26 protein-coding genes and 1 tRNA gene are annotated in these 23400 nt (G+C 60.2%); 12 read left to right on the top strand and 15 right to left on the bottom strand.

Annotated elements, in window-relative coordinates; all coding sequences use genetic code 11:
* Positions 1-3: 3 nt before the first annotated feature.
* Positions 4-1383, top strand: coding sequence for a sigma-54-dependent transcriptional regulator (locus V9T28_RS18910; RefSeq protein ID WP_116402572.1), 1380 nt, complete (start codon positions 4-6; stop codon positions 1381-1383).
* Positions 1384-1386: 3 nt separating this feature from the next.
* Positions 1387-2277 carry a MipA/OmpV family protein gene (locus tag V9T28_RS18905; RefSeq protein WP_147306517.1) on the top strand — a complete coding sequence of 297 codons (891 nt, stop codon included), beginning with the start codon at positions 1387-1389 and terminating at the stop codon, positions 2275-2277.
* An 84-nt stretch (positions 2278-2361) separates the two neighbouring features.
* Here V9T28_RS18905 and V9T28_RS18900 read toward each other — a convergent pair whose 3' ends face one another.
* Both V9T28_RS18900 and V9T28_RS18895 read right to left on the bottom strand, forming a co-directional pair.
* A complete protein-coding gene (locus V9T28_RS18900; protein WP_116402570.1) occupies positions 2362-3111 on the bottom strand; it encodes a class II aldolase and adducin N-terminal domain-containing protein in 750 nt (249 codons plus the stop codon).
* A 28-nt stretch (positions 3112-3139) separates the two neighbouring features.
* Positions 3140-3712, bottom strand: coding sequence for a L,D-transpeptidase (locus V9T28_RS18895; RefSeq protein ID WP_116402569.1), 573 nt, complete (start codon positions 3710-3712; stop codon positions 3140-3142).
* Positions 3713-4030: 318 nt separating this feature from the next.
* Here V9T28_RS18895 and mepA point away from each other — a divergent pair, with 318 nt between their 5' ends.
* Positions 4031-4954: a penicillin-insensitive murein endopeptidase gene (gene mepA / locus V9T28_RS18890; RefSeq protein WP_116402568.1), complete on the top strand. Its 924-nt coding sequence runs from the start codon at positions 4031-4033 to the stop codon at positions 4952-4954.
* Here the strand turns inward: mepA and V9T28_RS18885 are convergent.
* The 4 genes from V9T28_RS18885 to V9T28_RS18870 form a co-directional block, all read right to left on the bottom strand.
* Positions 4946-5308 (bottom strand): MmcQ/YjbR family DNA-binding protein, encoded by a 363-nt coding sequence (locus V9T28_RS18885; protein WP_116402567.1) that lies wholly within the window; start codon positions 5306-5308, stop codon positions 4946-4948. The two genes, mepA and V9T28_RS18885, sit on opposite strands and share 9 nt — an antisense overlap.
* Entirely contained in the window at positions 5305-5964 is a 660-nt protein-coding gene (gene msrA, locus V9T28_RS18880) for a peptide-methionine (S)-S-oxide reductase MsrA (RefSeq protein WP_116402566.1), read from the bottom strand. The genes V9T28_RS18885 and msrA overlap by 4 nt, the downstream gene beginning before the upstream one ends.
* A gap of 91 nt (positions 5965-6055) precedes the next feature.
* Positions 6056-6376 (bottom strand): hypothetical protein, encoded by a 321-nt coding sequence (locus tag V9T28_RS18875; RefSeq protein ID WP_116402565.1) that lies wholly within the window; start codon positions 6374-6376, stop codon positions 6056-6058.
* Between the two features lie 42 nt (positions 6377-6418).
* Positions 6419-6793: a hypothetical protein gene (locus tag V9T28_RS18870; protein ID WP_245424226.1), complete on the bottom strand. Its 375-nt coding sequence runs from the start codon at positions 6791-6793 to the stop codon at positions 6419-6421.
* A gap of 153 nt (positions 6794-6946) precedes the next feature.
* Between V9T28_RS18870 and V9T28_RS18865 the strand changes: the two genes are divergently transcribed.
* Both V9T28_RS18865 and V9T28_RS18860 read left to right on the top strand, forming a co-directional pair.
* Entirely contained in the window at positions 6947-7354 is a 408-nt protein-coding gene (locus V9T28_RS18865; RefSeq protein WP_116402564.1) for a tautomerase family protein, read from the top strand.
* Positions 7351-7944 carry a TetR/AcrR family transcriptional regulator gene (locus V9T28_RS18860; protein ID WP_116402563.1) on the top strand — a complete coding sequence of 198 codons (594 nt, stop codon included), beginning with the start codon at positions 7351-7353 and terminating at the stop codon, positions 7942-7944. Before V9T28_RS18865 ends, V9T28_RS18860 begins: the two co-directional genes overlap by 4 nt.
* A 20-nt stretch (positions 7945-7964) precedes the next feature.
* Here V9T28_RS18860 and V9T28_RS18855 read toward each other — a convergent pair whose 3' ends face one another.
* Positions 7965-8480, bottom strand: a complete 516-nt coding sequence (locus V9T28_RS18855; protein ID WP_116402562.1) for a disulfide bond formation protein B — start codon at positions 8478-8480, stop codon at positions 7965-7967.
* Positions 8468-9124 (bottom strand): YqaA family protein, encoded by a 657-nt coding sequence (locus tag V9T28_RS18850; RefSeq protein ID WP_116402561.1) that lies wholly within the window; start codon positions 9122-9124, stop codon positions 8468-8470. Before V9T28_RS18850 ends, V9T28_RS18855 begins: the two co-directional genes overlap by 13 nt.
* Before the next feature lie 150 nt (positions 9125-9274).
* Between V9T28_RS18850 and V9T28_RS18845 the strand changes: the two genes are divergently transcribed.
* Positions 9275-9359 (top strand) — tRNA-Leu (locus V9T28_RS18845).
* Positions 9360-9561: 202 nt separating this feature from the next.
* Here the strand turns inward: V9T28_RS18845 and V9T28_RS18840 are convergent.
* From V9T28_RS18840 to V9T28_RS18825, 4 genes are all read right to left on the bottom strand, one after another.
* On the bottom strand, positions 9562-10527 hold the full coding sequence (locus tag V9T28_RS18840) for an alpha/beta hydrolase (RefSeq protein ID WP_116402560.1): 966 nt from the start codon (positions 10525-10527) through the stop codon (positions 9562-9564).
* Positions 10528-10616: 89 nt separating this feature from the next.
* The gene (gene wrbA, locus V9T28_RS18835) at positions 10617-11216 is read right to left on the bottom strand and encodes an NAD(P)H:quinone oxidoreductase (protein WP_116402559.1); all 600 of its coding nucleotides are present in this window, start codon (positions 11214-11216) and stop codon (positions 10617-10619) included.
* Between the two features lie 524 nt (positions 11217-11740).
* A complete protein-coding gene (locus V9T28_RS18830) occupies positions 11741-12637 on the bottom strand; it encodes a helix-turn-helix transcriptional regulator (RefSeq protein WP_158554891.1) in 897 nt (298 codons plus the stop codon).
* Positions 12638-12839: 202 nt separating this feature from the next.
* Complete coding sequence (locus V9T28_RS18825; RefSeq protein WP_116402557.1) at positions 12840-13766, bottom strand: LysR family transcriptional regulator; 927 nt, start codon at positions 13764-13766, stop codon at positions 12840-12842.
* Positions 13767-13914: 148 nt separating this feature from the next.
* Between V9T28_RS18825 and V9T28_RS18820 the strand changes: the two genes are divergently transcribed.
* The 3 genes from V9T28_RS18820 to gabD all read left to right on the top strand — a co-directional run bounded on the left by V9T28_RS18820 (position 13915) and on the right by gabD (position 17636).
* A complete protein-coding gene (locus V9T28_RS18820) occupies positions 13915-14820 on the top strand; it encodes an NmrA/HSCARG family protein (RefSeq protein ID WP_116402556.1) in 906 nt (301 codons plus the stop codon).
* Positions 14821-14980: 160 nt separating this feature from the next.
* Positions 14981-15682: an IS6 family transposase gene (locus V9T28_RS18815; protein ID WP_339071785.1), complete on the top strand. Its 702-nt coding sequence runs from the start codon at positions 14981-14983 to the stop codon at positions 15680-15682.
* A gap of 496 nt (positions 15683-16178) precedes the next feature.
* The gene (gene gabD / locus V9T28_RS18810) at positions 16179-17636 is read left to right on the top strand and encodes an NADP-dependent succinate-semialdehyde dehydrogenase (protein WP_116402803.1); all 1458 of its coding nucleotides are present in this window, start codon (positions 16179-16181) and stop codon (positions 17634-17636) included.
* A gap of 71 nt (positions 17637-17707) precedes the next feature.
* Here the strand turns inward: gabD and V9T28_RS18805 are convergent, their stop codons facing one another.
* Together V9T28_RS18805 and V9T28_RS18800 are read right to left on the bottom strand one after the other, a co-directional pair.
* Positions 17708-18694, bottom strand: a complete 987-nt coding sequence (locus V9T28_RS18805) for a transketolase family protein (RefSeq protein ID WP_116402804.1) — start codon at positions 18692-18694, stop codon at positions 17708-17710.
* Position 18695: 1 nt separating this feature from the next.
* Complete coding sequence (locus V9T28_RS18800; RefSeq protein ID WP_245424265.1) at positions 18696-19583, bottom strand: transketolase; 888 nt, start codon at positions 19581-19583, stop codon at positions 18696-18698.
* A gap of 166 nt (positions 19584-19749) precedes the next feature.
* On the opposite strand from V9T28_RS18800, the gene V9T28_RS18795 reads away from it, so the two are divergent.
* Positions 19750-20793: an amidohydrolase family protein gene (locus tag V9T28_RS18795; protein WP_245424266.1), complete on the top strand. Its 1044-nt coding sequence runs from the start codon at positions 19750-19752 to the stop codon at positions 20791-20793.
* On the top strand, positions 20790-21101 hold the full coding sequence (locus V9T28_RS18790; protein WP_116402805.1) for a NifU family protein: 312 nt from the start codon (positions 20790-20792) through the stop codon (positions 21099-21101). The genes V9T28_RS18795 and V9T28_RS18790 overlap by 4 nt, the downstream gene beginning before the upstream one ends.
* 146 nt (positions 21102-21247) lie before the next feature.
* Here V9T28_RS18790 and V9T28_RS18785 read toward each other — a convergent pair whose 3' ends face one another.
* The gene (locus tag V9T28_RS18785; RefSeq protein WP_116402806.1) at positions 21248-22315 is read right to left on the bottom strand and encodes an SDR family oxidoreductase; all 1068 of its coding nucleotides are present in this window, start codon (positions 22313-22315) and stop codon (positions 21248-21250) included.
* Between the two features lie 110 nt (positions 22316-22425).
* On the opposite strand from V9T28_RS18785, the gene V9T28_RS18780 reads away from it, so the two are divergent.
* The gene (locus tag V9T28_RS18780) at positions 22426-23316 is read left to right on the top strand and encodes a LysR family transcriptional regulator (RefSeq protein WP_245424268.1); all 891 of its coding nucleotides are present in this window, start codon (positions 22426-22428) and stop codon (positions 23314-23316) included.
* Positions 23317-23400: the final 84 nt, after the last annotated feature.

The raw sequence follows: 23400 nt of genomic DNA, 5'->3' as shown, positions 1-23400 counted from the left end.
GACATGGCAAAGCCATATATTCTTTTGGTTGACGACGAGATACGGCTCGTCGAAGTGCTCTCCGTTGCGCTGCAGGCGCATGGTTTCGAGGCGGTCGTGGCGGGATCGGTGGACGAAGGGCTGAAGCTGCTCGACTCCGAACCCATCAACCTAGTCATCACTGATCTGAAAATGCCGGGCAAGGACGGCCGCCATCTGCTGCACAGCCTGCGCCGCGACCGGCCGCAACTGCCGGTGATCGTGATGACCGCCTATGCTTCGGTGCGCGACGCGGTCGATCTCGTCAAGGAAGGTGCATTCGACTATGTCGCCAAGCCGTTCGAGGTCGAGGACGTGGTCGCGACCATCGAGCGGGCGCTCAAACTCACCAAGGTCGAGACCGAGAACCGCCGGCTACGCGAGGAAATGGCGGATCGTTACAGTTTCGACAATCTGATCGGCTCGAGCGCCTCGTTCCAGTCGGTGCTGCGGCAGATCGGCGAGGTGTGCGCGACCCGCACGACGGTGCTCCTCCAGGGCGAGAGCGGGACGGGCAAAGAACTTGTCGCCCGCGCCATTCATTTCAATTCCGACCGCGCCTCCGGCCCGTTCATCGCGGTCAATTGCGCGGCGATCCCGGAAGGGTTGCTCGAGAGCGAATTGTTCGGCCACGTCAAAGGCGCCTTCACCGGCGCCGTCAGCGGCCGCGACGGCCGGTTCCGGGCGGCGGATGGCGGTACGATCTTCCTGGACGAGATCGGCGACATGCCCGTGACCACCCAGGTGAAGGTGCTGCGCGTCCTGCAGGAACAGAGCTTCGAGCCGGTCGGCAGCAGCAAGACCATGCGGGTCGATGTGCGGGTGGTCGCCGCGACCCATAAAAACCTGCAGGAGATGATTGCCGCCGGCCAGTTCCGCGAGGATCTGTTCTACCGGCTCAATGTCTATCCCATTCACCTGCCGCCGCTGCGCGAGCGCGGCGACGACATTCCGATCCTCGCGAGCCATTTCCTCAAACTTTACAACGACCGAATGGGGAAAAAGATCGTCGGCCTGACGCCCGCCGCGGAAAAGGCCCTGCGGACCTACGCTTGGCCAGGAAACATAAGGGAATTGCAAAATTGCATAGAGCGGGCGATCCTGGTCTGCCAAGAGACGTCGATCGACCTGCCCGACCTGCCGAAATATGTCTTTGAGGGCGGAAATCGGGAGGTTTTCTCGCGCCTGCCGCAAGATCTCGATGCCGAGCTGGAGCGTCTCGAACGCAGTTTCATCCTCAATGCTTTGCGTGAAACGCAAGGGGTCCAAGTGAAGGCGGCAGCTTTGTTAGGCATAGCGGAACGGAGTCTCTGGCACCGCATCAAAAAACTTGGTATTAAAATTGAGCGGTCAATAAATGGGTAGTGAGTGCGTATTTTGGGTCGCAGCGAAACGAAACATCACAGCGATCGGGTTCGAGCTGCGAGTCCAAGCTATTTGGTCCTGGCGCTCGCCTGTTTTGCCCTGATCGGGGCGGCCCGTGCCGCCGATCTGCCAACCGAAGCGTCGCAACAGAAGCCGCAAGCTCCCGATGTGTTGACGAACGGCTGGATCATCACGATCGGGGCGATGGCCGAGTATGAGCCCCGCTACGAGGGCGCGCGCGTTTATGGCCCGACCGGTTATCCGTCTTTCAGTTTCCGCCGTTCGAACGAGCCGCGTGAATTCAGCGCGCCGGACGACAATATGGATTATGCGCTGATCGATACGCCGACTTTCAAAGCCGGCCCGGTCGCGAGCATCGATGGCGGCCGTTACGTCAGCACGATCGATGCCAGATTGCGCGGTCTCGACAATTACCCCTGGACGGTTCAGGGCGGCGTCTTCCTCGAATATTGGTTCGTCCCGGAGCAATGGCGGGCCCGCGTCGAGCTTCGGCACGGCCTCCATGCCGCGGACGGTTTCGTGGTCGATCTCGGCTCGGATTACGTCCAGCCGTGGAATAAATTCACTTTCTCCGGCGGCCCGCGCCTCAGCCTCGCCGATCAAAAGGAAATGAATCTGGCCTTTGGCGTCAGCAATGTTGCCGCGCAGCGCAATCCCTATGTCACGCCCTTTCGCGCCGATGGCGGGGTGAAGTCGGTCGGCTTGAGCACCGCGGTCAGCTACGACTGGACCGACGCCTGGCGTACGACGCTTTATCAGCGCTACGACCGGCTGGTGTCGGATGCGGCGACGAGCCCGATCACCCATCGGCTGGGCTCGCGCAACCAATTCACCTTGGGTTTGGGCTTCGACTATTCGTTCGGCGCGTTCTAAGAGTGTGCTGCGTCTCGGGAACTGACCCTGGACCACGAGCTTTTAGCTCGCAAACGGTTCGATAGCGCCAAAAGACAGCTCGCCCTACTGGGCGTAATCCGGCTCTTTCGCGTCCAGGATCTGCTTCATTTCGTTGAAATGCGCGAAGGCGCTGTCCGCGTAATCCTCCCAACTGCACGCCGTCTGTTCTGCGACCTCGTCCGGCAGAACGCTCAGCGGCCGGCCGGTCGAATGGGCGAGAATGAGGTTTTTGCAGGCGCGTTCGAAATAATAGAGATCGTCGAACGCTTCGGCCACGGTGGGGGCGGTAATGATCACGCCGTGATTGCCCATCAGCATGCGGCTCTTGTTGCCCATCGCTTTGGCGAGCCGCTCCCCTTCCGCCTCCTGGTCGGCAATGCCGCCGTAATGCAGGTCGAAGGCGACGCGGTTGAAATAGCGTGCGCTGTTCTGGTCAATCGGCAGCACGCTCGGGTCGGCGAGGCTTGCAAGCGCCGTCGCATAGGGCGAATGCACATGCAGGACGCACCGGGCCTGCGGCAAATGGCGGTGCAGCGCGCCGTGAATACTCCAGGCGGATGGATCCGGCGCGTCGGGCCTTTGCATCGTGGCGGGATCGCGCGCATCGATGCGCAAGAGGTCGCTGGCGCGGATGCGGGAAAAATGCCGCCATTTCGGGTTCATCAGAAAGGTCCGGCCGTCCGGCGAAACGGCGAGGCTGAAATGATTGGCGACCGCCTCGTGCCAGCCGTTGTGCACGGCGAGGCGGAAGGCGGCGGCAAGGTCGATACGCCCCTGGCTCTCGCCGGGGAATGGTTCGGAAGGTGCTGTCATCACGCGTCGCTTATGACTCTGGTCCGGGCTACCACAATTGGTTGGGCTCTCTCATCCAGGCTTTCAGGCTGCGATTGTGATGGTGCTGCGGCGCATAGGCAAGCGCATGATTGTGATGATGGTGATGCCAGGACGCGACCATGGTCCGGTGGTGGTGATGGCGATAGGCGAGACGGGACGCCGGCGGCGTGCCGGAAATCGAGATGCGCGCGCCTTCCTCTTGGACGAGCGCATAGAGCGTCGCGGCATTGGCGCGCGACAGGCGGATGCAACCATGGGACGCGGGGCGGCCGAGTTGCGCCACCGAGCCGGTGCCATGAATGGCATAGCCGCCATGGAAGAAGATCGAATGCGGCATGGGCGAATTGTCGTATTTCTGGGAATAATGCATCGCCTCGAGCCGCTGCGGCCGATAATAGCCGCGCGGGGTGACATAGCCGGAGCGAGCACTCGAAATCGGCCAGTTGTAATCGCCACCGTCGGCGCTGACATACATCCTCTGATGGGTGAGATCGATCTGGATGGTGACTTCGGCGCTTGCGCCACGCGAGAGGCCGAAAAGGCCGCACAGGATCACCAGCATAAGCCCGAGATAACGCATAACCCTCACTCCCCAGCTCGAGAAGGCGCACGCGACATGACAAGACTCATACCAAAGGTCGCAAATGGCGACCTTTGGACCGCTCTTCATTTTTCGCACTCGCCCCGAAAAGGCGAAAAATGAAGAAAGGAACCAACGGTCACTCTGCGTGACCGTTGGTATTAATAATGTCTTAACATCATGATCCGACTCCGCTTTTCCGTAAATCGAAATGTCAAAATATGCTTACCGGCCCGGCGCTCTTGCGCCGCTCTCATGGTTAACGCTTCGGCAATCGCTTTGCGCCATGGTAAACACATAGTGAAAAGGACTTTGCGCATGCGAATTTTGCGGACAGCTCTCGGTGCTGCGATCATGTCAGCGGCTCTTACCTTGAGCGCGATGGCGCAAGACAAAGGCACATTGAACCCGCAACCGCTGCCGCCGCTCGCCAATCCGGACGATCCGGCGCTGCCCGCCAAGCAATTGTTCGGCCGCGCCTTGACGCCGGCGCAATTGCAGACGCGTTCCATCGGCTTTTACGCGCGCGGCTGCCTCGCAGGCGCGCAAGCGCTGCCGATTGATGGCGAGACCTGGCAAGTGATGCGCCTGTCGCGCAACCGCAATTGGGGCAATCCGGTGCTGCTCGATTTCCTCGAGCGATTGTCGAATCGCGTGCCCTCCATCAATGGCTGGCCGGGCCTGCTGATCGGCGACATTTCGCAGCCGCGCGGCGGCCCGATGATCACCGGCCATGCGTCGCACCAGATCGGCCTCGACGCCGACGTGTGGCTGACGCCGATGCCCGACCGCACCCTTTCGCGTGCTGAGCGCGAACAGATGTCGGCGACCAATATGGTGCGCGACGACGGGCTCGACGTGAACGACAATTGGACGCCGGAGCATATGGCGCTGATCAAGGCGGCGGCGGAATCGCCGGAAGTCGAGCGCATTTTCGTCAATCCGGCGATCAAGAAGGCGATCTGCCGCGATGCGCGCGGCGACCGCTCATGGCTCAACAAGGTGCGCCCGATGTACGGGCACAATTACCATTTCCACATCCGCATCACTTGTCCGGAAGGCGAGGGCATGTGCCAGCCGCAGGATCCGACCCCGCCGGGCGACGGCTGTGACAAGTCGCTCGACTGGTGGTTCTCGGACGAGGTTTTGCATCCCAAACCCTCGGCGCAGCCGCATCCGGCGAAGCAACTCACCATGTCGCAATTGCCGGCAGAATGCCGGCAGGTGCTGATTTCAAATTGAGGGGTCAAATCCCAGCGCCGCGCGCTGCTTTTTCGGCAGCTTCGCGGCGATGGTCCGATGCGCATCTTTCAGATAAGCGGCAAGGTCCTGATCTTTCATCGCTTTCGGTTCGGTGAGCGCGACCCAGCCGGCACGGGCGAGGTAAGGCGCCGGCACCACGCCGTCGCGTTCGAGCAGCATGGGCCGCAACCGGTCGGACGCCTTGAACCAGGGCGCGACATGTCCCTTCACCGTACCGTCGGCGACGGAGAACATCTTGCCGCCGACCTTCCACACATGCATGCCGCCCCATTGCACGACTTTCGTCGCGCCGGGCAGCGCCCCGCAAACGGCATCATAGGCCGCGATCTTCATTCCGCGGCGATCCCGGTCCCGATCGGGCAGGCAACGCCGGTGCCGCCAAGGCCGCAATAGCCGGCCGGGTTCTTGGCGAGATATTGCTGATGGTAATCCTCGGCGAAATAGAACGGTCCGGCGGGCAGAATCTCGGTGGTGATCGGTCCAAGCCCCTTGGCGGCAAGCGCCTTGCCATAGGCAAGTTTTGCGGCCTGGGCCGCTTTCTCCTGTTCTGGCGAGTTGGTGTAGACGCCGGAGCGATATTGCGTGCCGATATCGTTGCCCTGGCGCATGCCCTGCGTCGGATCATGCGCTTCCCAGAAGGTTTTGAGCAGCGTCTCGTAGGAAATCTTGGCCGGATCATAGGCGACCAGCACCACTTCATTGTGGCCGGTCAAGCCGGTGCAGGTTTCCTCGTAAGTGGGATTGGGCGTCACGCCGCCGCTGTAGCCGACGGCGGTGACATGGATGCCCTCGCCCAATTGCCAGAACTTGCGCTCCGCCCCCCAGAAACAGCCGAGGCCGAAAATCGCGGTCTCGATGCCTTGCGGATAGGGCGGTTGCAGCGGCCGATGCAGCACGAAATGGTTCTTGGCGGTCGGGATCGGCGTGGTGCGGCCGGGCAGGGCCTCGGCGGCGGCGGGCAGGGTGAGGCGTTTTTTGAAGCCAAACATCGGAAATCTCCTGATCGGAACAGACCATCATTTAGGTGTTCGTCACCATTCCTGGGAGAGCATGGCAGTTCACCGCGGCTTCACAATCGCGTCAAGGGCGGCTGGTGAAGCCGATCTTGCGTTCCGGCTTGCGGCCGAGGCGCAGCAGCAGAAAGCCGACGCAGAACAGGAAAATCCAGGTCGGGATTCGCAGAACCGTCAGCGCGACTGGGTCCCACAGTATCGGATGAATGTGCTGCAAGGCCGGCTCAAGCGCGGGAAAGCGGTTCGGCGCCATCCACATGAGCGTGCGCCCGAGCGGGGTCAGGTCGAGCGCGTTGCCGGCGATCGAGCGCGTGCCGTCCACGACCAGCGCGGCAAAGCCCGACACGAGCGTGAGAAAACCGAGGAGACGGAGGCCGAATCTGAGCATGCTAAGAACTGTATGTCTCGCTAAATATTAACATGCCGTAGATCAGGCGCCGCCGCACATATGTTCGGCGTCGGGCAAGGTCCAGCTGCCGTGCGTGCGCAGATCGGTGGCGCGATACTTTCGTCCGCGATCGTCGCCCGGCGGACACTTTTTCGGGATTGAAACCAGGCACAATTTCACCGGGTCGCCGACACGCGCGCGCTGGACCTGATCCTCCATCTCGTAGGAAACGCCATAGATACCGTTGGCATAGGTGACGGCGCTGCCGCTGTCGGGCACACCTTCGAGGCGCGAGGCGAGCTCGGAAATCTGCGTTGCGACGCATTGCCCAACCCGCGTTGGCACGTCAGCGGCGAGAGCGGGGGAAACGGCGGCACATACACTGGCCGCCATCAGATAGAGCGACGTCTTGGCCACAGATCACCTCGCATCCCAGTTTCACCGACGCCGATGATGATGCCATGCGGAAGGGAAAAGGCAATTGGCCTTAGGGTCAAAACCCGATCATGAATGGTGTCTCTTGAATTGTACCTACTAGTATGTAAATATCCTCTAAGAAGGAGATAGCCCATGCCATTCGTCCGCATATCCTTGAAAAAATCTGTTTCGCCGGAAACCCAGCGCGACATCGCGAACGCGGTTCAGGCCGCTTTGATCGGCGCGATCGGCGTGCCGGAGCAGGACCGGTTCCAGATTATCGAAACCCTGCCGGACGGGATCATCTACGACCCGACCTATCTTGGCGTTGCGCGTGATGACGGCATTGTCATGATCGAGATTCATCTGTCGATCGGCCGCAGCGTGGTGCAGAAACAGGCGCTTTACCGCGCGATCGCCGACAATCTCGCCAAGCTCCTCATCCGCCGCGAGAATGTGTTCATCCACCTCGTCGAGATGACGCGCGAGAATTGGTCGTTCGGCAACGGCATCGCGCAATATGTCGAGAGCCCGCCGCCCCATCTCGCCGGCCTGCAATGAGCGAGGCGCGCGCGTCGAAGCGTGCCGCACTGGTGAGCGCGGCCAAGGACCTGTTGTGGGAGCGCGGCTATGAGGCGACGAGCCCGCGCGACATTCTGGAGCGCGCCGGCGCCGGCCAGGGCAGCCTGTACCATCATTTCCCCGGCAAACTCGAACTGGCGCTCGCGGCGCTCGAGGAAATGAAGGCGGAGGAAAGCGCGGCGATGGACGCGCTGTTCGCTCCCGACAAGCCGCCGCTGCAGCGGATCGACGATTATCTCGCGCGCGAACGCGATGCGTTGCGCGGCTGCCGCCTCGCACGGCTTTCGGGCGAGCGCATGATGGAAAACCCGCGCTTCCGCCAGGCCATCGCCGATTACCTGGAGCGGATCGAAGCGCATTTGCGGACCGCGCTTGGGGAAGCCCAAGCGCGGGGCGAGATCCAGGCCGGCCTCGACCCGAGCCATCTCGCCGCCATGCTGCTCGCGGTGGTCGAAGGCGGCTTCGTCATGGCGCGCACCCATTGGGACGCCAGCCGCATGGCCCGCGCGCTGGAGGGCGCCTGGGAGATCATCGCCTTGGCGGTAAAAACCCGCCATATCGGCCGCTGACGCAAAGCTTTACGAAAGGCTCAAGCCTTGCGCAGGCCGAGGAGCGACAGAATGGTGATGCAGGCCGAGATCACCGCGTTCCAGCCCGCCAGCGACAGGCCGAGGATGCGGATCGCCACCTGATCGCAGCGCACGATCGGCGCGCTTTGCAATTGGCTGAGGAAATCGTCGGGATTGGCGGGCGGCGTGTAGGAGCCGGTGCAATCGGTCGGGCCCGGCCAGAACTGCCATTCGACCCCCGCATGATAGATGCCGAAGGCGCAATTGGCCGCAAAGATGATCGCGAGGCCGGCAAAGCAGCCGACCGCCATCGACTTGCGCTTCGGGTCGCGCAGCAAAAAGACCGTCAGCAAGGCGAGCGGGACGCCGCCGTAATAGGCCGGCCTTTGCTTCAGGCACAATTCGCACGGCGCATAGCCGAAGGCCTGGAAGATCCAGGCGCCGGCAATGGTGAGAAAGGCGATGCCGCTGATCAGGCAAGCGATCTGCAGCGCGGATAGGCCTCGCACTGCCTTGTTTTGAACTACACCGTGCATGAGCCACCGCTGCTGCCGAAATGCGCCACCAGCCAAAAGCCGGAAATGATAATTGCGATCAACAGCACCATGAAAACGGCAAAATAACGGTCCAGCAGCGCCCGGATCTGCTCGCCCCAGCGGTTCAGCACCACCGCCAGCAGGAAAAACCGTGCGCCGCGCGTGATGGCGGCCAGCAGAATGAACAGAGGCAGGCTATAGCCCATGCTGCCGCTGACGATCGTCACAAGCTTGAACGGGATCGGCGTGATGCCTTTGACCAGGATGATCACCCACCCCCAGGTCTGATAGCAGCCGCGCAACATCTCGGCCTTGTTGTCGAGGCCGTTCATGTGAATGAGCCATTGCCCGATCGTGTCATAGAGCCAGGCGCCGATGGCATAGCCTAAAATGCCGCCCAGCACCGAGGCGATGGTGCAGATCAGGGCATAGAACAGCGCGCGCTGCGGCTTGGCGAGCGACATCGGAATGAGGATGACGTCGGGCGGGATCGGAAAGAACGAGCTTTCGGCAAAGGCGATGCCCGCCAGCGCATAGGAGGCGTGCCGGCTTTCCGCCAACGTCAGGGTCCAGCGGTACAGCCGTTGAAAGGGTCCGGTTTTGGGCGCATTGTCCGGCGCCGGTCGGTCGAAGCTTTGCGACATGGCCCACGCTTTAGGCGGCCCGCCCCGTTTCAGCAAGGCCGGAAGCCATAAAACGAAATAGTTTTAAAAAACTTGGCGGCCCCGGGTTGACCGCAGCCGGCGCCTGGATATAGTCCGCGCTCGCTTGAGGGGCGTTCGCTCGCCCTCAATGCCCCTGTGGCGGAATTGGTAGACGCGCTCGACTCAAAATCGAGTTCCGCAAGGAGTGCTGGTTCGATCCCGGCCAGGGGCACCATTTTGATTTCCGGCGATGTTCGCTGAAGTTAAAAAATTCACTAAATTCAGTAGTTTAGCTTGCGACTGGGCTCGTTCTTGTCCGCCTTCTTATGCCGGCAGCCGCTTTCCCACGCTTGCGAATGTTTTGATCGCTTTGCGGCAAGCCGCATAAAAGCGCGTTGAGTACTTGGCCACGTTGGCCGTCATCTCAACAGGCGGACTCATGACGCGGCGTGCATTCCCAGTTTGTCGGCGAGGAAAACGCCGATCGCATCCAGCGCTTGTGCTGCCGCCTTTAACTTTCCGATACTCCCGGGAAATCCGTGCGGCATGCCCAACCACACGTCGAGCCGGGCATCGACGCCCGCGGCGACTGCACGCTCGATATATCGTATCGAATCGTCCAGCAGCACTTCGTCGTCACCGACATGAATGCGGACGGGTGGCATCCCCACAAGGCGGCTGTAAAGGGGCGAAGCCAGAGGATGTTTCGCGTCGGCGCTCCCCAGATAGGAGGCCACGAGTGCCGCGACCTGAGGACGCGTGAAGAGGGGATCGGCATCCGCGCGTGTGTCGTAGGTTGTGCCGGAAAGGGAAAGGTCCGTCACCGGTGAGAATACGGCAATCGCGGCAAGAGTAGCCGGGGTGGAGGTGGTTTCTACGGCGATGCGCGACGCAAGTCCCAGCGCGAGATTACCGCCCGCGGAATCGCCCGTCAGGGCAATCCGACGAATTCCGCTCCCGGCAAGCTCCCGATAACATGCGAGCACATCGTCCGTGGCGGCTGGAAAGGGATGTTCGGGCGCAAGCCGATAGTCCGGGATAAACGTCCGCACTCCCGCTCTGATGGCAATATGCCCGACAAAATGGCGGTAGGCTTTGGCGGATCCAAAATTGAACCAGCCACCGTGCAGATGGACGATCGCCTCGTCCGACCGCCAATGCACCGGATATACCCAAAGTCCGGGTATGCCCCCGTGGGCACCTGCTTCGAACGTCACATCGTCGCGCGGCAAGACACTCTCCATGAGAGCATCGAATTGTCCGCGTGCTTCGATCCCGCGTGACACGCCTTTGGCGGAACTGACCATGGCGCGCATCGCGCCGGTGATTGCTGCATCTGCAGTATCGAGCGGATGCGTGTCGATGAATCCCTTCGATACATCGTCTGTAGCCGATCTTTGCATGGCCAGTTCCTTAGTGAATTTGAGCGGCCTCGCTCCTGCCGCGCCGACCTTGATGGCGCGGTGCGGCAGGGCTTTTGCGCTTTCTCGCGTCAGCCGTGCAGCTTGTTTGCGGTCTCCGCAATCTTGCGGCCCTGATATCGCGCGCCGGTCAGTTCGTTCGCGCTCGGCTTGCGCGAGCCGTCACCGCCAGCGATCGTTGTGGCGCCGTATGGAGACCCGCCGGTGATCTCGTCGAGGGTCATTTGGCCCGCGTGGCCGTAGTCGAGACCGACGATCACCATGCCGAAGTGGAGGAGATTGGTGATGATCGAGAACAGCGTCGCTTCCTGCCCGCCGTGCTGCGTTGCCGTCGAGGTGAAGGCGCCGCCGACTTTTCCGTGCAGCGCTCCGCGCATCCAGAGGCCACCCGCCTGGTCCAGGAAGTTGGCCATTTGCGATGACAATCGCCCAAACCGGGTGCCAGTGCCGACGATGATTGCATCGTAATCGGCGAGATCCTCGACCTTCGCGATCGGAGCCGCCTGGTCCATCTTGTAGTACGACTTGCGCGCGACCTCCTCGGGCACGAGTTCGGGCACGCGTTTGATGTCGACCTGCGCGCCGGCCTCTCGGGCGCCCTCAGCGACTGCTGTCGCCATTGCTTCGATATGTCCGTAAGCCGAATAGTAGAGCACTAAAACTTTCGCCATGATGTTCTCCTCTGACACCCCTTGCGGTAGCAATCGATGTTCTGAAGAACATCGATCATGAAAACGTTCGCATCTTCGCTTGGCAGCTCATCGAAGGCTCTGCTTTCGATCATCGGCGCCCTCAGTTTGACGTTGAATTGGGAGCTGGTGCCAACCCGCAGTTCCCTCGTTAGGCATCTGGGCGACGTCCCTGACGGGGGCTGAGAGTGGATATATTGAAGGACATCGGGCAACCCCGGTCAATGTCTGAAGGCCGCCCCAAGATTCATGAGGGTGCTGAATAGTATAACTCGCGAATGAACTTCTCATTCCGGTCTTGCTCTGGTGCTTTTACGTTCATCTTTCGATCCTGCTAAGGTGTTTGACGGCCTGGCCAAAAGATGCCTTTGAAGGGCACGAAAGCATTCAAGCGGGGTCTTGTCTTTCCCGTGCTTGCGATTGTTTTTACCGCGGTTGCTCGCTCGCATGATCGCGTTGTCGGGGCCAGCGACCCGTGCTCCTAGATGACCGGCCTGGCGCGATAGCTAGGTTCGGCGACGCTGATATTCTTTGGGCGTTATGCCGGTCGCGCGATGAAACGCCCGGGTAAAGCTGGCCTGCGAAGAGAAGTGCGCGTTGAGGGCTATTTCCGCGAGCGGCAGTTTGCCCGCCGCCAATTCCGCCATCGCATTCTCCAGCCGCATGCGACTGATATAGCGGTGTGGCGAGATGCCCATGGCGAGCGCGAACTTCCGGGCAAAATGGAACGGGCTGTAACCTGCGATTGCAGCGAGATCAGCAAGCGTGAGATCGCTCTCGATGTTTGTGTCGATATAGTCGAGAACGTGGCGGAGCCGAATATGATCGAGACTGCGCGCGGAGGATTCGATGGACCGGCATGTGCCGCTGTCGCAATGCTTTCGAAGGAGCCGGGCCGCAAGCATCAGAGCAGCGATTTCGACGTACATCCGGCTGGCGGTCGTCTCGTTGATAAGCTCGGAAAGGATTGAGCATCCGATCTGTCGGATGACTGGATCCCTGACGCCTGCGACAAAACGGATCGAGTGCGCTGGCCTGCCCGGCAGAGCGAAGTCATCTTTCAATCGATGAAACAGCGTCTCGGGCAAGTAGAGATGAAGCGACTGCGGAACTGGCGCGGTGATCGTGAATTCATCGTCACCCACCCCAATTGGGGCAAGCCAGATCGCACCTGCCGTTGGCACCGCTTGCTGAGTTTGTCCCGCCCCGGTTCGCGTTACCAGACAATTCCTGTTGCCGCTGACGATGAGACCTATCTCCGTGTGCTGTGGAACAATCGCCCCCATCGTGCTGGCCGGATGGCTCCGAAGCTCGGCGGATATTGTCGGCCAACCGAGCGCGGCGGACGACCGCAACACCGCGGACGTGGGATATTTTCTCGTTCCGTGCGTATGCAACTCCATCGGCCTCTCCCGCGGCGGCTTTCCTCCCTCTTCGACCATTGTCCCGTGCAAAGTGCGTCGAAGTCCTCGGCGACTATCTGATCGAGAAATTGGCCCAGGCTAGCGTCGCGGAAATCGCGGAGACGCCGCATCCTGTGACGTGATGAACGGTAACCCTGCGCAGAAGCCGCAGGTTAGGGGGCTTGTTGTTCAAACGCAAATCCTATTGCCGGCTGGCACTGCTCTGCACGGCGCCTGGTATCGCGTCGCTCAATTTCTCCAAAAGAAATTCGGCGAAGACGGCTACCGCGGGCGGCACCGGCGAGCGGCTCGTGTAAACGAGTTGCAAGCCGAGGCCGGTTGTCGCACGGCGGTAAGCCGGCAGCACACGGACCAGTTTCCCCTGCGCGATGATTGGCTCGACGATTAATTGCGGCAGCAGCGCGATACCCAGGCCAGCGATACAGGCCTGCGCCAGCACGCGCATGTCGTTGACCGCGAACCGGCCTTTGATCGGCACTTCCTGCCCCCCGCGCGGGCCCTGCAGCCGCCACATGTTGCGGCCCTGACGATTGGAAATCGTCAGACAATCGTGTTCGGCGAGTTCACGCAGCGTGCGTGGCGCGTGGCGCCGTTCCAGATAGGCCGGACTCGCGGCGAGAATCATTGCACTCGGCGCCACCCGGCGCACCTTAAAGCCGGTACCGGTCTCGATGCCCATGCGCAAGGCCAGATCGATACGCTCCGAGATCAGATCGGTCGCGGTATCGTCAAGCAGGAAATCCACGCTGATATTTGGATAGCGGGCGTAGAATTCGACCAGCCATTCCATGCGGAAGAATTCAAACAGGCCGGCCATGGCAGTGACGCGAACCGAGCCGGACGGTGCCTGTGCGTTTGCATGAAGCCGCTCGATCTCGAGGATCTGATCAAGCGCCGGCGCATAGCGCTCGAACAGCGCCTGACCTTCCGCGCTCGGCGCGAGTTTGCGTGTCGAGCGATGCAGCAGACGCGTGCCGAGCTGCCCTTCTAGCTGATCGATGCGCCGGCTCAGCGTATTTGCGGGCATTCGCAGACGCCGCGCCGCCTCGGAGAAGCTGCCGGCGCGGACCACCTGGACGAACATCGCCAGATCGTTCAGATCGAGCATTGGATTTCTCCAAAAATGGATTGATCAAATCCAATTATTCCATCTACTGCGAAGCGTTTTCAAGCCCATATTTGCGATGTCGCACCCAATGCCGCGCTCGCCGCATCAGGTAGCGCCGCCGCAAACAAGATGCGCATTGGAGAAAACCATGTCGAACACCCAGAAGCTCATCGCCGTCGTCGGCGCAACTGGTCAGCAAGGCGGCGGCGTTGTGCGCGCGCTGCAGGCGAGCGGTCAATTCAGAGCGCGCGCGTTGACGCGCGATCCGGCCAAGCATCCGAAGCTGGCGGACGAAGTCGTTCTGGCCGATTTCAACCGTCCGGAAACGCTTAAAGCCGCGTTTGCCGGAGTACACGGCGTTTTCCTGGTGACCAATTCCTGGGAAGCCGGTGCAGACGAGCCCAAGCAGGCCCTCGCCGCCATCAACGCAGCGAAAGAGGCCGGCGTAGAGCACGTCATCTGGTCGACGCTCCCCAATGTGGAGACGATCAGCGGCGGCACGATCGATGTCCCGCATTTCACGGCCAAGGCGAAAGTCGAGCGTCTCGTGAGCGAAGCCGGATTTAAGTACCACACGTTCGTGATCGCGCCGTTCCATTTCCAAAACCTGGTCGGCCTCATGGCGCCGCAGAAGCTGCCGGATGGTGCAATGGGTTGGGCGCTGCCGCTTGATCCGGAGAAGCGCGTCATCCACATGGGCGACATCACCGAGCTCGGCCGCGTCGTGGCCGGTGCGTTCGCGCAGGCGGAACTCACTGGTCACGGTGAACATTTGGCGCTGGTCGGCGATTTCCTGAGCTTCAACGAGATCATCGCCACCCTGAATCGCCAGGGCAACACACTCTCGTTCAGCCGAGTCCCGCGCGAGGTTTTTGCCGGCTGGTTCCCGCACGCCGACGGTATCGCGGCGATGCTCGCCTATTTCGAAGCGCACACGTACCTCGGTTCGGATGCGCGCGGCGAGATTGCATTCGCCAACAAAGTCGCCGGCCAGGAGCCGACGAAGTTTGCCGCATGGGCCAGGACCAACTTTGCGGCCCCGGCAGTCGTCTGAAGACACATCTCTCCGAAGGAGAACCGCGCTGAAGGTGCGATCGGCTGATCGCCGGTGAGATTCGCCGGCCGGAGCGATCAAAACAACCGCAAGCATTGGAAAGACGCGAGGGCGATATCACGTTAACTGGGTCGAACATTTCTGCTGATATTGACCAGCCATGATCCATTCTCCTGTGAGCTACAAACGGCATCGATTTCCTCCGACGATCATCGCGCACGCCGTCTGGCTCTATTTCCGTTTCCCGTTGAGCTTGCGTCTGGTCGAGGAAATGTTGCTCGAGCGCGGCATCGTCGTATCCTACGAAACGATCCGGCGCTGGGCGATCAAATTTGGCGCCGACTACGCCCGCCGCTTGAGGCGCAAGGCTCCAAGCCGCCTTGATATCTGGTATCTCGACGAGGTTGTCATCACCGTCAATGGCGAGAAACGTTATCTGTGGCGGGCTGTCGACCAGGAAGGATACGTTCTCGACGAAATCTTGCAAATTCAGCGAAACACAAAGGCTGCACGGCGATTGTTGACAAGGCTGCTGCGCAAGCAAGGACGACCACCGAAGCGGATCGTGACCGACAAACTCGGCTCCTACTCCGCCGCCAGACGCAAGGTTATGCCGAATATCGATCATTGGCAGCACAAGGGATTAAATAATCGTGCGGAAAATTCCCATGTTCCCATCCGAAAACGCGAGCGAATTATGCAAGGCTTTCGATCATGGCCAGGATTGCAACGGTTCGTCTCAACGTTTTCCGCCGTCCGAAACCATTTCGTCCCGCCTCGCTCTCAACGCTCCGCTCTCTCAACCCACGTTCATCGCCTGACGGCGATGACGGAGTGGAAGTCCGCCGCTGCAGCAGCCTGAAAATCAACCACCGTGACACTCGTGCGCCCGCGAAAGTTAACGTGACATCGCCGGTATCGGCAGTGTGTCCTCAACCCTGAGCAAGCTCAGAGGGAAGCGGAAATACAGTCAGACCGCATGGCCGATCACTTCGGTCGGGTAGGGGGCCGCGGGGGATCCGGCTACGAGCGTGCTTCTTCATGCTGAATAGACCCACGTGTGGGTCGACGCTCCGCTAAATTAACGATGCTGTGCCTATACCAAATGTTTGCCGAGCCGATGAGAACGAGGAGCCGCTCGAACAGTGAAACCGGAGTAGCCGTCAAGGGCTTAAGAAATGTTATCGGCATTGTCAGGTTCTCCTCCTTGGCGTCTTGAAGACGATGCATCATGATGATTCAAGATATATCGCACCAGGGTGCAAGACCGAAAACTGCTTTCAGTTCTTTTGAAGAAACAGAGAGGGCGACTTGTAGGATTATGGTTCCTGGAAATTCGAACAAAGCCAGGAGGAAGAATGCTCTCTCACCTCAAAGATCGAAGCCTGGTTCGGCAGGCAGCCTATGTTGGTACGCGCTGGATCGAAGCGGGTGACAACAGCATTGCGGTGAAGAATCCTGCGACGGGCGAACTCGTCGGCTATGTCCCGAAGCTTGGGGCGAACGAGACGAAGGAAGCCATTGAGGCGGCAGCTGCGACCCAAAGGGAATGGGCAGCGAAAACCGCCAACGAACGCTCCGCCGTTTTGCGCAAGTGGTTCGACCTGATAATCGAGAATAAGGACGATCTTGGCCGCATCCTGACCATGGAACAGGGCAAGCCGCTGGCAGAGGCAACCGGCGAGATCGTCTATGGCGCCAGCTTCGTCGAGTGGTTCGCCGAGGAAGCCCGCCGCGTCTATGGCGACATCGTGCCCGGCCACCAGAACGACAAGCGCATCCTTGTGATGAAGCAGCCGATCGGTGTGGTTGCAGCGATCACGCCCTGGAACTTCCCTAATGCCATGATTACCCGCAAGGCCGGTCCAGCTCTCGCCGCGGGCTGCGCCTTGGTGCTGAAGCCCGCCTCGCAGACGCCCTTTTCCGCCATTGCGATTGCCATCCTCGCCGAGCGGGCCGGTGTGCCCGCAGGTCTCTTCTCCGTCATCACGGGATCAGCCAGCGAGATCGGCGGTGAGCTAACAGCGAACCCCGCCGTGCGCAAGCTGACCTTCACCGGCTCGACGGAAATCGGCGCCGAGCTTTACAAGCAGTGCGCGCCGACCATCAAGAAGCTCAGCCTGGAGCTTGGCGGCAATGCACCTTTTATCGTCTTCGACGACGCTGATCTCGATGCGGCCGTGGAAGGTGCGCTGATCGCTAAGTTCCGCAACAACGGGCAGACCTGCGTGTGCGCCAACCGCATCTATGTACAGGACGTCGTCTATGACGCCTTCTCCGAAAAACTCGCTGCTGCCGTAGGTAAGCTGAAGACCGGCAACGGTTTTGACGATGGCGTGGCGCTCGGTCCGCTCATCGATCGGGTGGCGCTGGAAAAGGTTGAGGAGCATGTCGCCGATGCCGTAAAGAAAGGGGGTCGCGTCGTGCAGGGTGGCAAGCGCCATGCACTGGGCGGTACCTTCTACGAGGCGACCGTCATTGCCGACGTGACGTCGGACATGGTCGTGGCGCGCGAAGAGACCTTTGGCCCCGTCGCCCCGCTCTTCCGCTTCAAAAACGAGGACGATGTGATCGCGCAGGCGAATGACACGGAGTTCGGCCTGGCCTCCTATTTCTACGCCAAGGACCTGTCGCGCGTCTTCCGCGTCGTCGAGGCGCTGGAATACGGGATGGTGGGCGTCAACACCGGCCTCATCTCGACGGCGGAGGCGCCGTTAGGTGGCGTGAAACTCTCCGGTCTCGGCCGCGAGGGTTCCAAGTACGGCATCGAGGAATTCACCGAGATCAAGTATGTCTGCCTCGGCGGTATTGCCTGAGAGACAAATACACAGGCCGCAGCGCTTGAGCTGCGGCCTTTGAGCTAGGAGATGGCCTTGCGCCGGCGCCTTTAGGCTCGACCTTCAAGAATCCTGGTGGCGCGAGCCTCAACGCCTTTAGTGTCCAGTTCATAATGCGCATAGAGGTGGGTCGGCGGCGCGATCAAGCTGTATTCGTCATAAATGCCGTGCCTGGTTAGCTTTACTGGCAGACCTTCACTGGTGAGCACCTCGGCCACCGCTCCCCCTAGACCGCCGAGCACGTTGTGCTCTTCTACCGTGAGGATTTTCCGGCTTTGCGCGGCGGCTTCGAGAATGGCATCCCGGTCAATCGGTTTTACAGTCGCCATGTCGATGAAGCCGACGCTTGCCCCGGCGGATTGCAGCGCTCGGCTGGCCTCAAGGGCCGGGTGAACAGTGGAACCAGTGGCAATGATTGTAAGGTCCGTTCCGGCACAATGGGTAATTGCCTTGCCGATCTTAAATGGCCGACGCTCAGCATAGACTTCTGGATCACGCCCCCGCTGAATACGGATATAGATGGGGTGTGGATAATCGTTGGCGGCTTTGATGACATCCATCAGCTGGTTGGCATCCGCCGGTGCAATAACTGTCAGATTAGCGATCGAGCGCATGATGGCGAGATCTTCTGTCGCGTGATGCGAGGTGCCGTAGAAACCGAGCGAGATGCCGGCGTGATGGCCGATCAAACGGACGGGCAGCTTGGAATAGGCGACATCCATGCGAATCTGTTCGCAGCAGAGCAAAGCAAGGAAGGACGCGAAGGTTGCGATATAGGGCTTCATACCGACGGCCGCCATGCCCGCAGCTGCCGACACCATGTTCTGCTCCGAGATGCCGAACTGAACGAAGCGATTAGGGTGGAGTTGGTGGAACTTGGAAAGGCCGTTCGAGTACTGGAGGTCGGCCGTACCTGCTACGATAGGTTCCCCCGCGGCGACGAGTTCGATGAGCGCATCAGACAGTGCGTCGAGACCGGGCGTCACAGAGTTGAGCTGACGATATTGCCAGGACTTGTCGGAAAGCGGCTTGTTCATCTCAATTCTCCATCGCTTCGATTTCGGCAACTGCGCGCGCGGCATCAGAAGGGTCGAGATAACCGAGGTGCCAGCCAGGTTCGGTTTCCATGTAGGAGACGCCTTTGCCCTTGATCGTTTGGGCGATGATCATTGCTGGCCGTTTGCGCTCGCGATCCGCCTTGAGACTGCGCAGCAGCGTTGTGATCGCGGCGACGTCATGGCCGTCGACCACATGTGTCGCCCAGCCGAAGGCCTGCCATTTCTCGACGATCGGTTCGACGCCGATGATGTCATCCACCGAGCCATCAAGTTGGTACCCGTTGCGATCGATGATGCCGATCAATCTGCCGAGTTGGTTATGTGCGCCAAAAAGTGCCGCCTCCCAGACTTGGCCCTCCTGAAGCTCGCCATCGCCGATCATCACGAAGGTGAAAAAATCCTTGCCCAGAATGCGTGCAGCCAGCGCCATGCCGCAACCGGCGGAAAGGGCATGTCCGATCGAACCCGAACTGAAATCGATACCCGGAACTTTCGTCATGTCGGGGTGGTCGCCGAGCGGGCTGCCGAGGCGTGTATAGCCGTCGAGAAGGTCGCGGTCGATGAAGTCGAGGTCTGCGAGGATGGGAAAGAGCCCGACGGCGGCGTGCCCTTTGCCCATCATGAAGCGATCGCGGTCCTCCCATTTCGGCTCACCCCGCCGCAGGGCCATGGCGTCGTAGTAAAGCGCCGAAAAGAGTTCTGCTGCTGAGAAGACGGAGGTGTAGTGCCCGACCTTGGCGATTTCGATCAGCCGGATCGTCTCAAGGCGACAGAATTTTGCGCGGTCCTTGAGAAAGGATATCTCGTCGTCGCTGGGTCTGAGGCTGTTGCGGCCGCCTGTGGTTTCGATCTTGCCTGGTTGGGTCACGTTTCGTCCTCGTCGTCCGCCGCAGTATCGTCTCTGCGGCACGCTTGATCACGAGGCTAGTTGTAGCCGGAGAAACATACTGCCGCTCGCATGATTGCCTGAAGACAATCTTCAGTCATTTCAAAAAAATGAATGGGTTGCGCCATGCTACCTAAGAAAGGACGCAGTGAAGGTGACGATCTTCTTCGGGAGTTATGCAATGAAAGATGGGATGTTTGTTTTCGACGCGGCTGTCCACACCCAGGACTTCGGCGACAATCAGATCAAGACGGGGAGCGATGGCAGGCGCGTTAGGCTGCTGCGCTCGCAGATCACGGGCTTCATCAACCTGACCGGTCGTCGCGGGCCGCCGCCGGAAACCAAGACATTTTCGAATCCCGATCTCGAATGGGGCAACAGGATGCTCTTCGAGAACTCAGATACCGACATGGCAAGCGCATGCTCCGTGCCGCTTTTCTCGCATTGGCGGGCGGGCCTCGGTCCCGTGGAACTCAGCGACGCCTTCGCCAAGTCGAATCCGAAGCGCGTGGTGCTGACCGGTGGTGTTGATCCAGCCTATCACGGGCTGGATTTCGCGCTCGAGGAGATGGAGCGGCAGGTCAAGGAACTCGGCGCCGTCAGCATGAAGTTCTACCAGTACCAACGCCGCGGCTGTGCCTGGCGTGCGGATGATCGCGACGTCGCCTATCCGCTTTGGGAAAAGGCGATCGAGCTAGGCATCAAGATGGTGCAATTCCACAAGGGTTTCCCGCTGGAGCTGGGGCCAGTCGAGGCGTTCAAGCCGAACGATATTCAATATGCGGCGGCCGACTTCCCTGAACTCAACTTCGGTATCCATCATCTCGGCGATCCCTATGTCGACGAGACGATCTCGATTGCCAGCCGCTTCGACAATATCTACTTGATCCTGCCGCTGTGGTTTAATCAGTATTATCTCCAGCCTTGGAAGATGCTGGAGCGCCTTGGCGAGGCGCTGCTCTATGTCGGCTCTGACCGCATCTGCTATGGTTCGGAAGCTTTCATCTGGCCGCACGTGCAGACCTACATCGACACCCTCGCCAATCTCGAAATGCCCGAGGAATTGCAGGACCGTTATGGCTATCCGGAAATCACCCGGGAAATGAAAGAGAACATTCTCGGCAAGGCCTTCGCCGGAGGCATGGGCATCGACATCGAGGCCAAGAAGACGGAGTTGGGGTTGGTCGCATGACGACCTTGCCCGCCATCTCGCTCGATGCGCTTGAGGCCGCCTTCGCACGTATTCGGCCGCTGATCCTCGGCCATGGCGGCGACATTGAAATCGTCAATATTAGTGCCGACGGTGTCGTCAGCGTGAAGCTGTTGGGCGCCTGTAAGGCATGCCCCAATATGGCCATGACTTATGTCGGGCCGATCCGCACCTATTTAATGGAAGTGGAGGGCGTGGCGGAGGTCCGCTGCGAGCAGGTCAATGCCAGCCAAAAATCTCTGGATCGTCTTGCCCGCCGACTGGGATCGCGGCCGCTAATCTCTGTGTAGGATTGTTCGTCAGCTCAAAAGTAAACGCCGCGCCCCGCAAGGGCGTGGCTCTTTTGCTTTACGCAGATGCCTTCAACACGGAAGCTTGAACAAACGCAAGCGGCGCGCCGGAAGCGCGCCGTCCGAATTCCTGCCGCCTCCGAATCTCAGGGAATGATGCGCTCGGCCCGCAGCCGGTCGAATACGTCGATGAAGGACCGTTCGGTATCCTGCGTTTCCTTGAAACCGAGGGCTCGAGCCTTTGCCGTCGAATGTACGCATTCCATCGGGCGGCCGAGGTCTAAATCGGTATGCCAGGCGGAGGCGAGGCGGTCGAGTTTGTTAGGCTGCAGCCCATGCTGGCTGATAAGTCGGTCCCAGTCCCCGCCGAGGTCCTTCATCTGCTCGGCAAGTGAGTTGTACTGGCCGGGATACTCGGCAACCGGGATATCGAAATAGTCGGCGATCGTCTTCCAGAGTTGCTCCCAGCGGAAAACATCGCCGTTAACTGCGTTGAAAGCTTCGTTGCGGGCGTTCGGTTCCGTACCCGCCCAAACGATCTGTTTGGCGAGGATGCGCGCATCGGTGATGTCGTTCAGGCCCCGATAGGCAGTCGGGCTACCCGGGAAGCGGAACGACCGACCCGTTGCCTTGCAGATGGAGGCGTGAGTGGCGAGCGTCGCGCCAATATTCATCAAGTTTCCGACCGCATAGCCGATGATCGTATGGGAACGGTGAACTGACCAGCCGAAGCCGCATTCAGCCGCATAGGCCATGACGATGTCTTCGAGCTCGTAGTAGAAATTCTTCTTCGGTAGGCGCGGTGCTGTTTCCCGGAAGGGCGTGACCGGCTGGACCTTGCCGTAGTCCTCGAACGGGCCGAGATAGTGCTTCGTGCCGGTGACGACGCCGACATGGTGCACGCAGCCCTTGTCCTTAAAGGCATCGAGGACAGTTTTCAGCATGTCACCATTCAGGCGGATGTTCTCGTCCTCGTTCGCGCCCAGCGTCCAAGAGCAATAGAATATATGCGTGGGAGCGAGGTGGGACAGGGCCGCGATTGCCCCTTCTCGCTTCAACAGGTCGACTGCGTGCGACTGGATATAGGATGCTCCGACCGCCGGCCGGCGCGAGACGCCGTGGATTTCCCAGCCGCCGAGTTCCCTCAGACGCTCTGCGACGTTCAGTCCGACGATACCGGTCGCGCCGACGATCAATGCGCGTTTTTGATACATGAATTCCTCCCTTTGCGAAATGTGGGTGAGAGGATGACCATTTGCGGTCTGGTCAGGTAGGCAGGTTTGGGGAATAACTGAAGTGAATAAAGTTCACGATGGTGGCCGAGATGCAAAACCGCGCCTTGGAAATGGAAGTCTTCGTGACGCTTGTCGATGCCGGCAGTTTCTCGGCCGCAGCGCGCGCCTTCTCGATGTCACCGTCTGCGGTGAGCAAGTTGGTGACGCGGCTTGAAAAGCGGCTCGGCGTCCAACTCGTCGTGCGCTCGACCCGCAGCTTTCGCCTGACCTCCGAGGGCACCGAATTTTATGATACCTCCCGTGCCATCGTGCAGGAGATCGCCGAAGCCGAAGCGAAAATTGCTCGGAAAGCCGAGGCCGTCGGCGGGCTTTTGAAGGTCAGTACAAACTTGCCGTTCGGCATGCATGTCCTTTCACCGCTCATCGTCCGGTTTCTCGACGAAAATCCGGGCATGCGGATCGATCTGGAGTTCAGTGATGAGCCAGTCGACCTGATTGTGGAGAAAACGGATATCGCGATCCGCACGGGCCTCCTGCGCGATTCGTCGCTGCGGTCCCGGCGCTTGCTGGATTCGCCCCGGCACATCGTCGCGTCGCCGGATTATCTGGCACGCTTCGGTGAACCGATGCGTCCGGAAGACCTGCGTCAGCACGCCTGTCTGACTTTTGGCGCGCGGCCGCATCTCAATACCTGGCAATTCAAGGACCCGTCGGATGGAGCATCAGTTCACGCCGATATCGTTGGCCGGTTGCTCGTCAACAACGGGGAATCCATGCGGCTCTTTGCGCTTGCCGGCGCTGGCATCGCGCGCCTTTCGGAGTTTCACGTTGGCCGCGATCTTGCCGAGGGCCGGCTTATCCGGCTGCTCGAAAAGTGGGATGCGGGAGAGTTCGAACCGATTTCGGCGATATATTCGGCCCAGACCCATGTTCCTCAGAGAATCCGCAGGTTTCTGGATTTTCTCGCGCGGGCGATCTGACCGAGAAATGATCATTTGATAAATTATCACTTGATCATTTTTCGAGTTGGTGCTACTTTTCATGTTAGCTCAGGGAGAGCAGAA

The organism is Methylovirgula sp. 4M-Z18 (assembly GCF_037890675.1).
Classification (GTDB): domain Bacteria; phylum Pseudomonadota; class Alphaproteobacteria; order Rhizobiales; family Beijerinckiaceae; genus 4M-Z18.
Note: the sequence above shows the minus strand (reverse complement) of the source record. Positions and strands in the feature narration are given on the sequence as shown.

Coding starts and splice junctions, on each gene's coding strand:
- V9T28_RS18910 (WP_116402572.1), top strand. CDS start 4: ATGGCAAAGCCATATATTCTTTTGGTTGACGACGAGATACGGCTCGTC.
- V9T28_RS18900 (WP_116402570.1), bottom strand. CDS start 3,111: ATGACAGCACCTTCCGAACCATTCCCCGGCGAGAGCCAGGGGCGTATC.
- V9T28_RS18895 (WP_116402569.1), bottom strand. CDS start 3,712: ATGCGTTATCTCGGGCTTATGCTGGTGATCCTGTGCGGCCTTTTCGGC.
- mepA (WP_116402568.1), top strand. CDS start 4,031: ATGCGAATTTTGCGGACAGCTCTCGGTGCTGCGATCATGTCAGCGGCT.
- V9T28_RS18885 (WP_116402567.1), bottom strand. CDS start 5,308: ATGAAGATCGCGGCCTATGATGCCGTTTGCGGGGCGCTGCCCGGCGCG.
- msrA (WP_116402566.1), bottom strand. CDS start 5,964: ATGTTTGGCTTCAAAAAACGCCTCACCCTGCCCGCCGCCGCCGAGGCC.
- V9T28_RS18875 (WP_116402565.1), bottom strand. CDS start 6,376: ATGCTCAGATTCGGCCTCCGTCTCCTCGGTTTTCTCACGCTCGTGTCG.
- V9T28_RS18865 (WP_116402564.1), top strand. CDS start 6,947: ATGCCATTCGTCCGCATATCCTTGAAAAAATCTGTTTCGCCGGAAACC.
- V9T28_RS18860 (WP_116402563.1), top strand. CDS start 7,351: ATGAGCGAGGCGCGCGCGTCGAAGCGTGCCGCACTGGTGAGCGCGGCC.
- V9T28_RS18855 (WP_116402562.1), bottom strand. CDS start 8,480: ATGCACGGTGTAGTTCAAAACAAGGCAGTGCGAGGCCTATCCGCGCTG.
- V9T28_RS18850 (WP_116402561.1), bottom strand. CDS start 9,124: ATGTCGCAAAGCTTCGACCGACCGGCGCCGGACAATGCGCCCAAAACC.
- V9T28_RS18840 (WP_116402560.1), bottom strand. CDS start 10,527: ATGCAAAGATCGGCTACAGACGATGTATCGAAGGGATTCATCGACACG.
- wrbA (WP_116402559.1), bottom strand. CDS start 11,216: ATGGCGAAAGTTTTAGTGCTCTACTATTCGGCTTACGGACATATCGAA.
- V9T28_RS18830 (WP_158554891.1), bottom strand. CDS start 12,637: ATGGAGTTGCATACGCACGGAACGAGAAAATATCCCACGTCCGCGGTG.
- V9T28_RS18825 (WP_116402557.1), bottom strand. CDS start 13,766: ATGCTCGATCTGAACGATCTGGCGATGTTCGTCCAGGTGGTCCGCGCC.
- V9T28_RS18820 (WP_116402556.1), top strand. CDS start 13,915: ATGTCGAACACCCAGAAGCTCATCGCCGTCGTCGGCGCAACTGGTCAG.
- V9T28_RS18815 (WP_339071785.1), top strand. CDS start 14,981: ATGATCCATTCTCCTGTGAGCTACAAACGGCATCGATTTCCTCCGACG.
- gabD (WP_116402803.1), top strand. CDS start 16,179: ATGCTCTCTCACCTCAAAGATCGAAGCCTGGTTCGGCAGGCAGCCTAT.
- V9T28_RS18805 (WP_116402804.1), bottom strand. CDS start 18,694: ATGAACAAGCCGCTTTCCGACAAGTCCTGGCAATATCGTCAGCTCAAC.
- V9T28_RS18790 (WP_116402805.1), top strand. CDS start 20,790: ATGACGACCTTGCCCGCCATCTCGCTCGATGCGCTTGAGGCCGCCTTC.
- V9T28_RS18785 (WP_116402806.1), bottom strand. CDS start 22,315: ATGTATCAAAAACGCGCATTGATCGTCGGCGCGACCGGTATCGTCGGA.
- V9T28_RS18780 (WP_245424268.1), top strand. CDS start 22,426: ATGCAAAACCGCGCCTTGGAAATGGAAGTCTTCGTGACGCTTGTCGAT.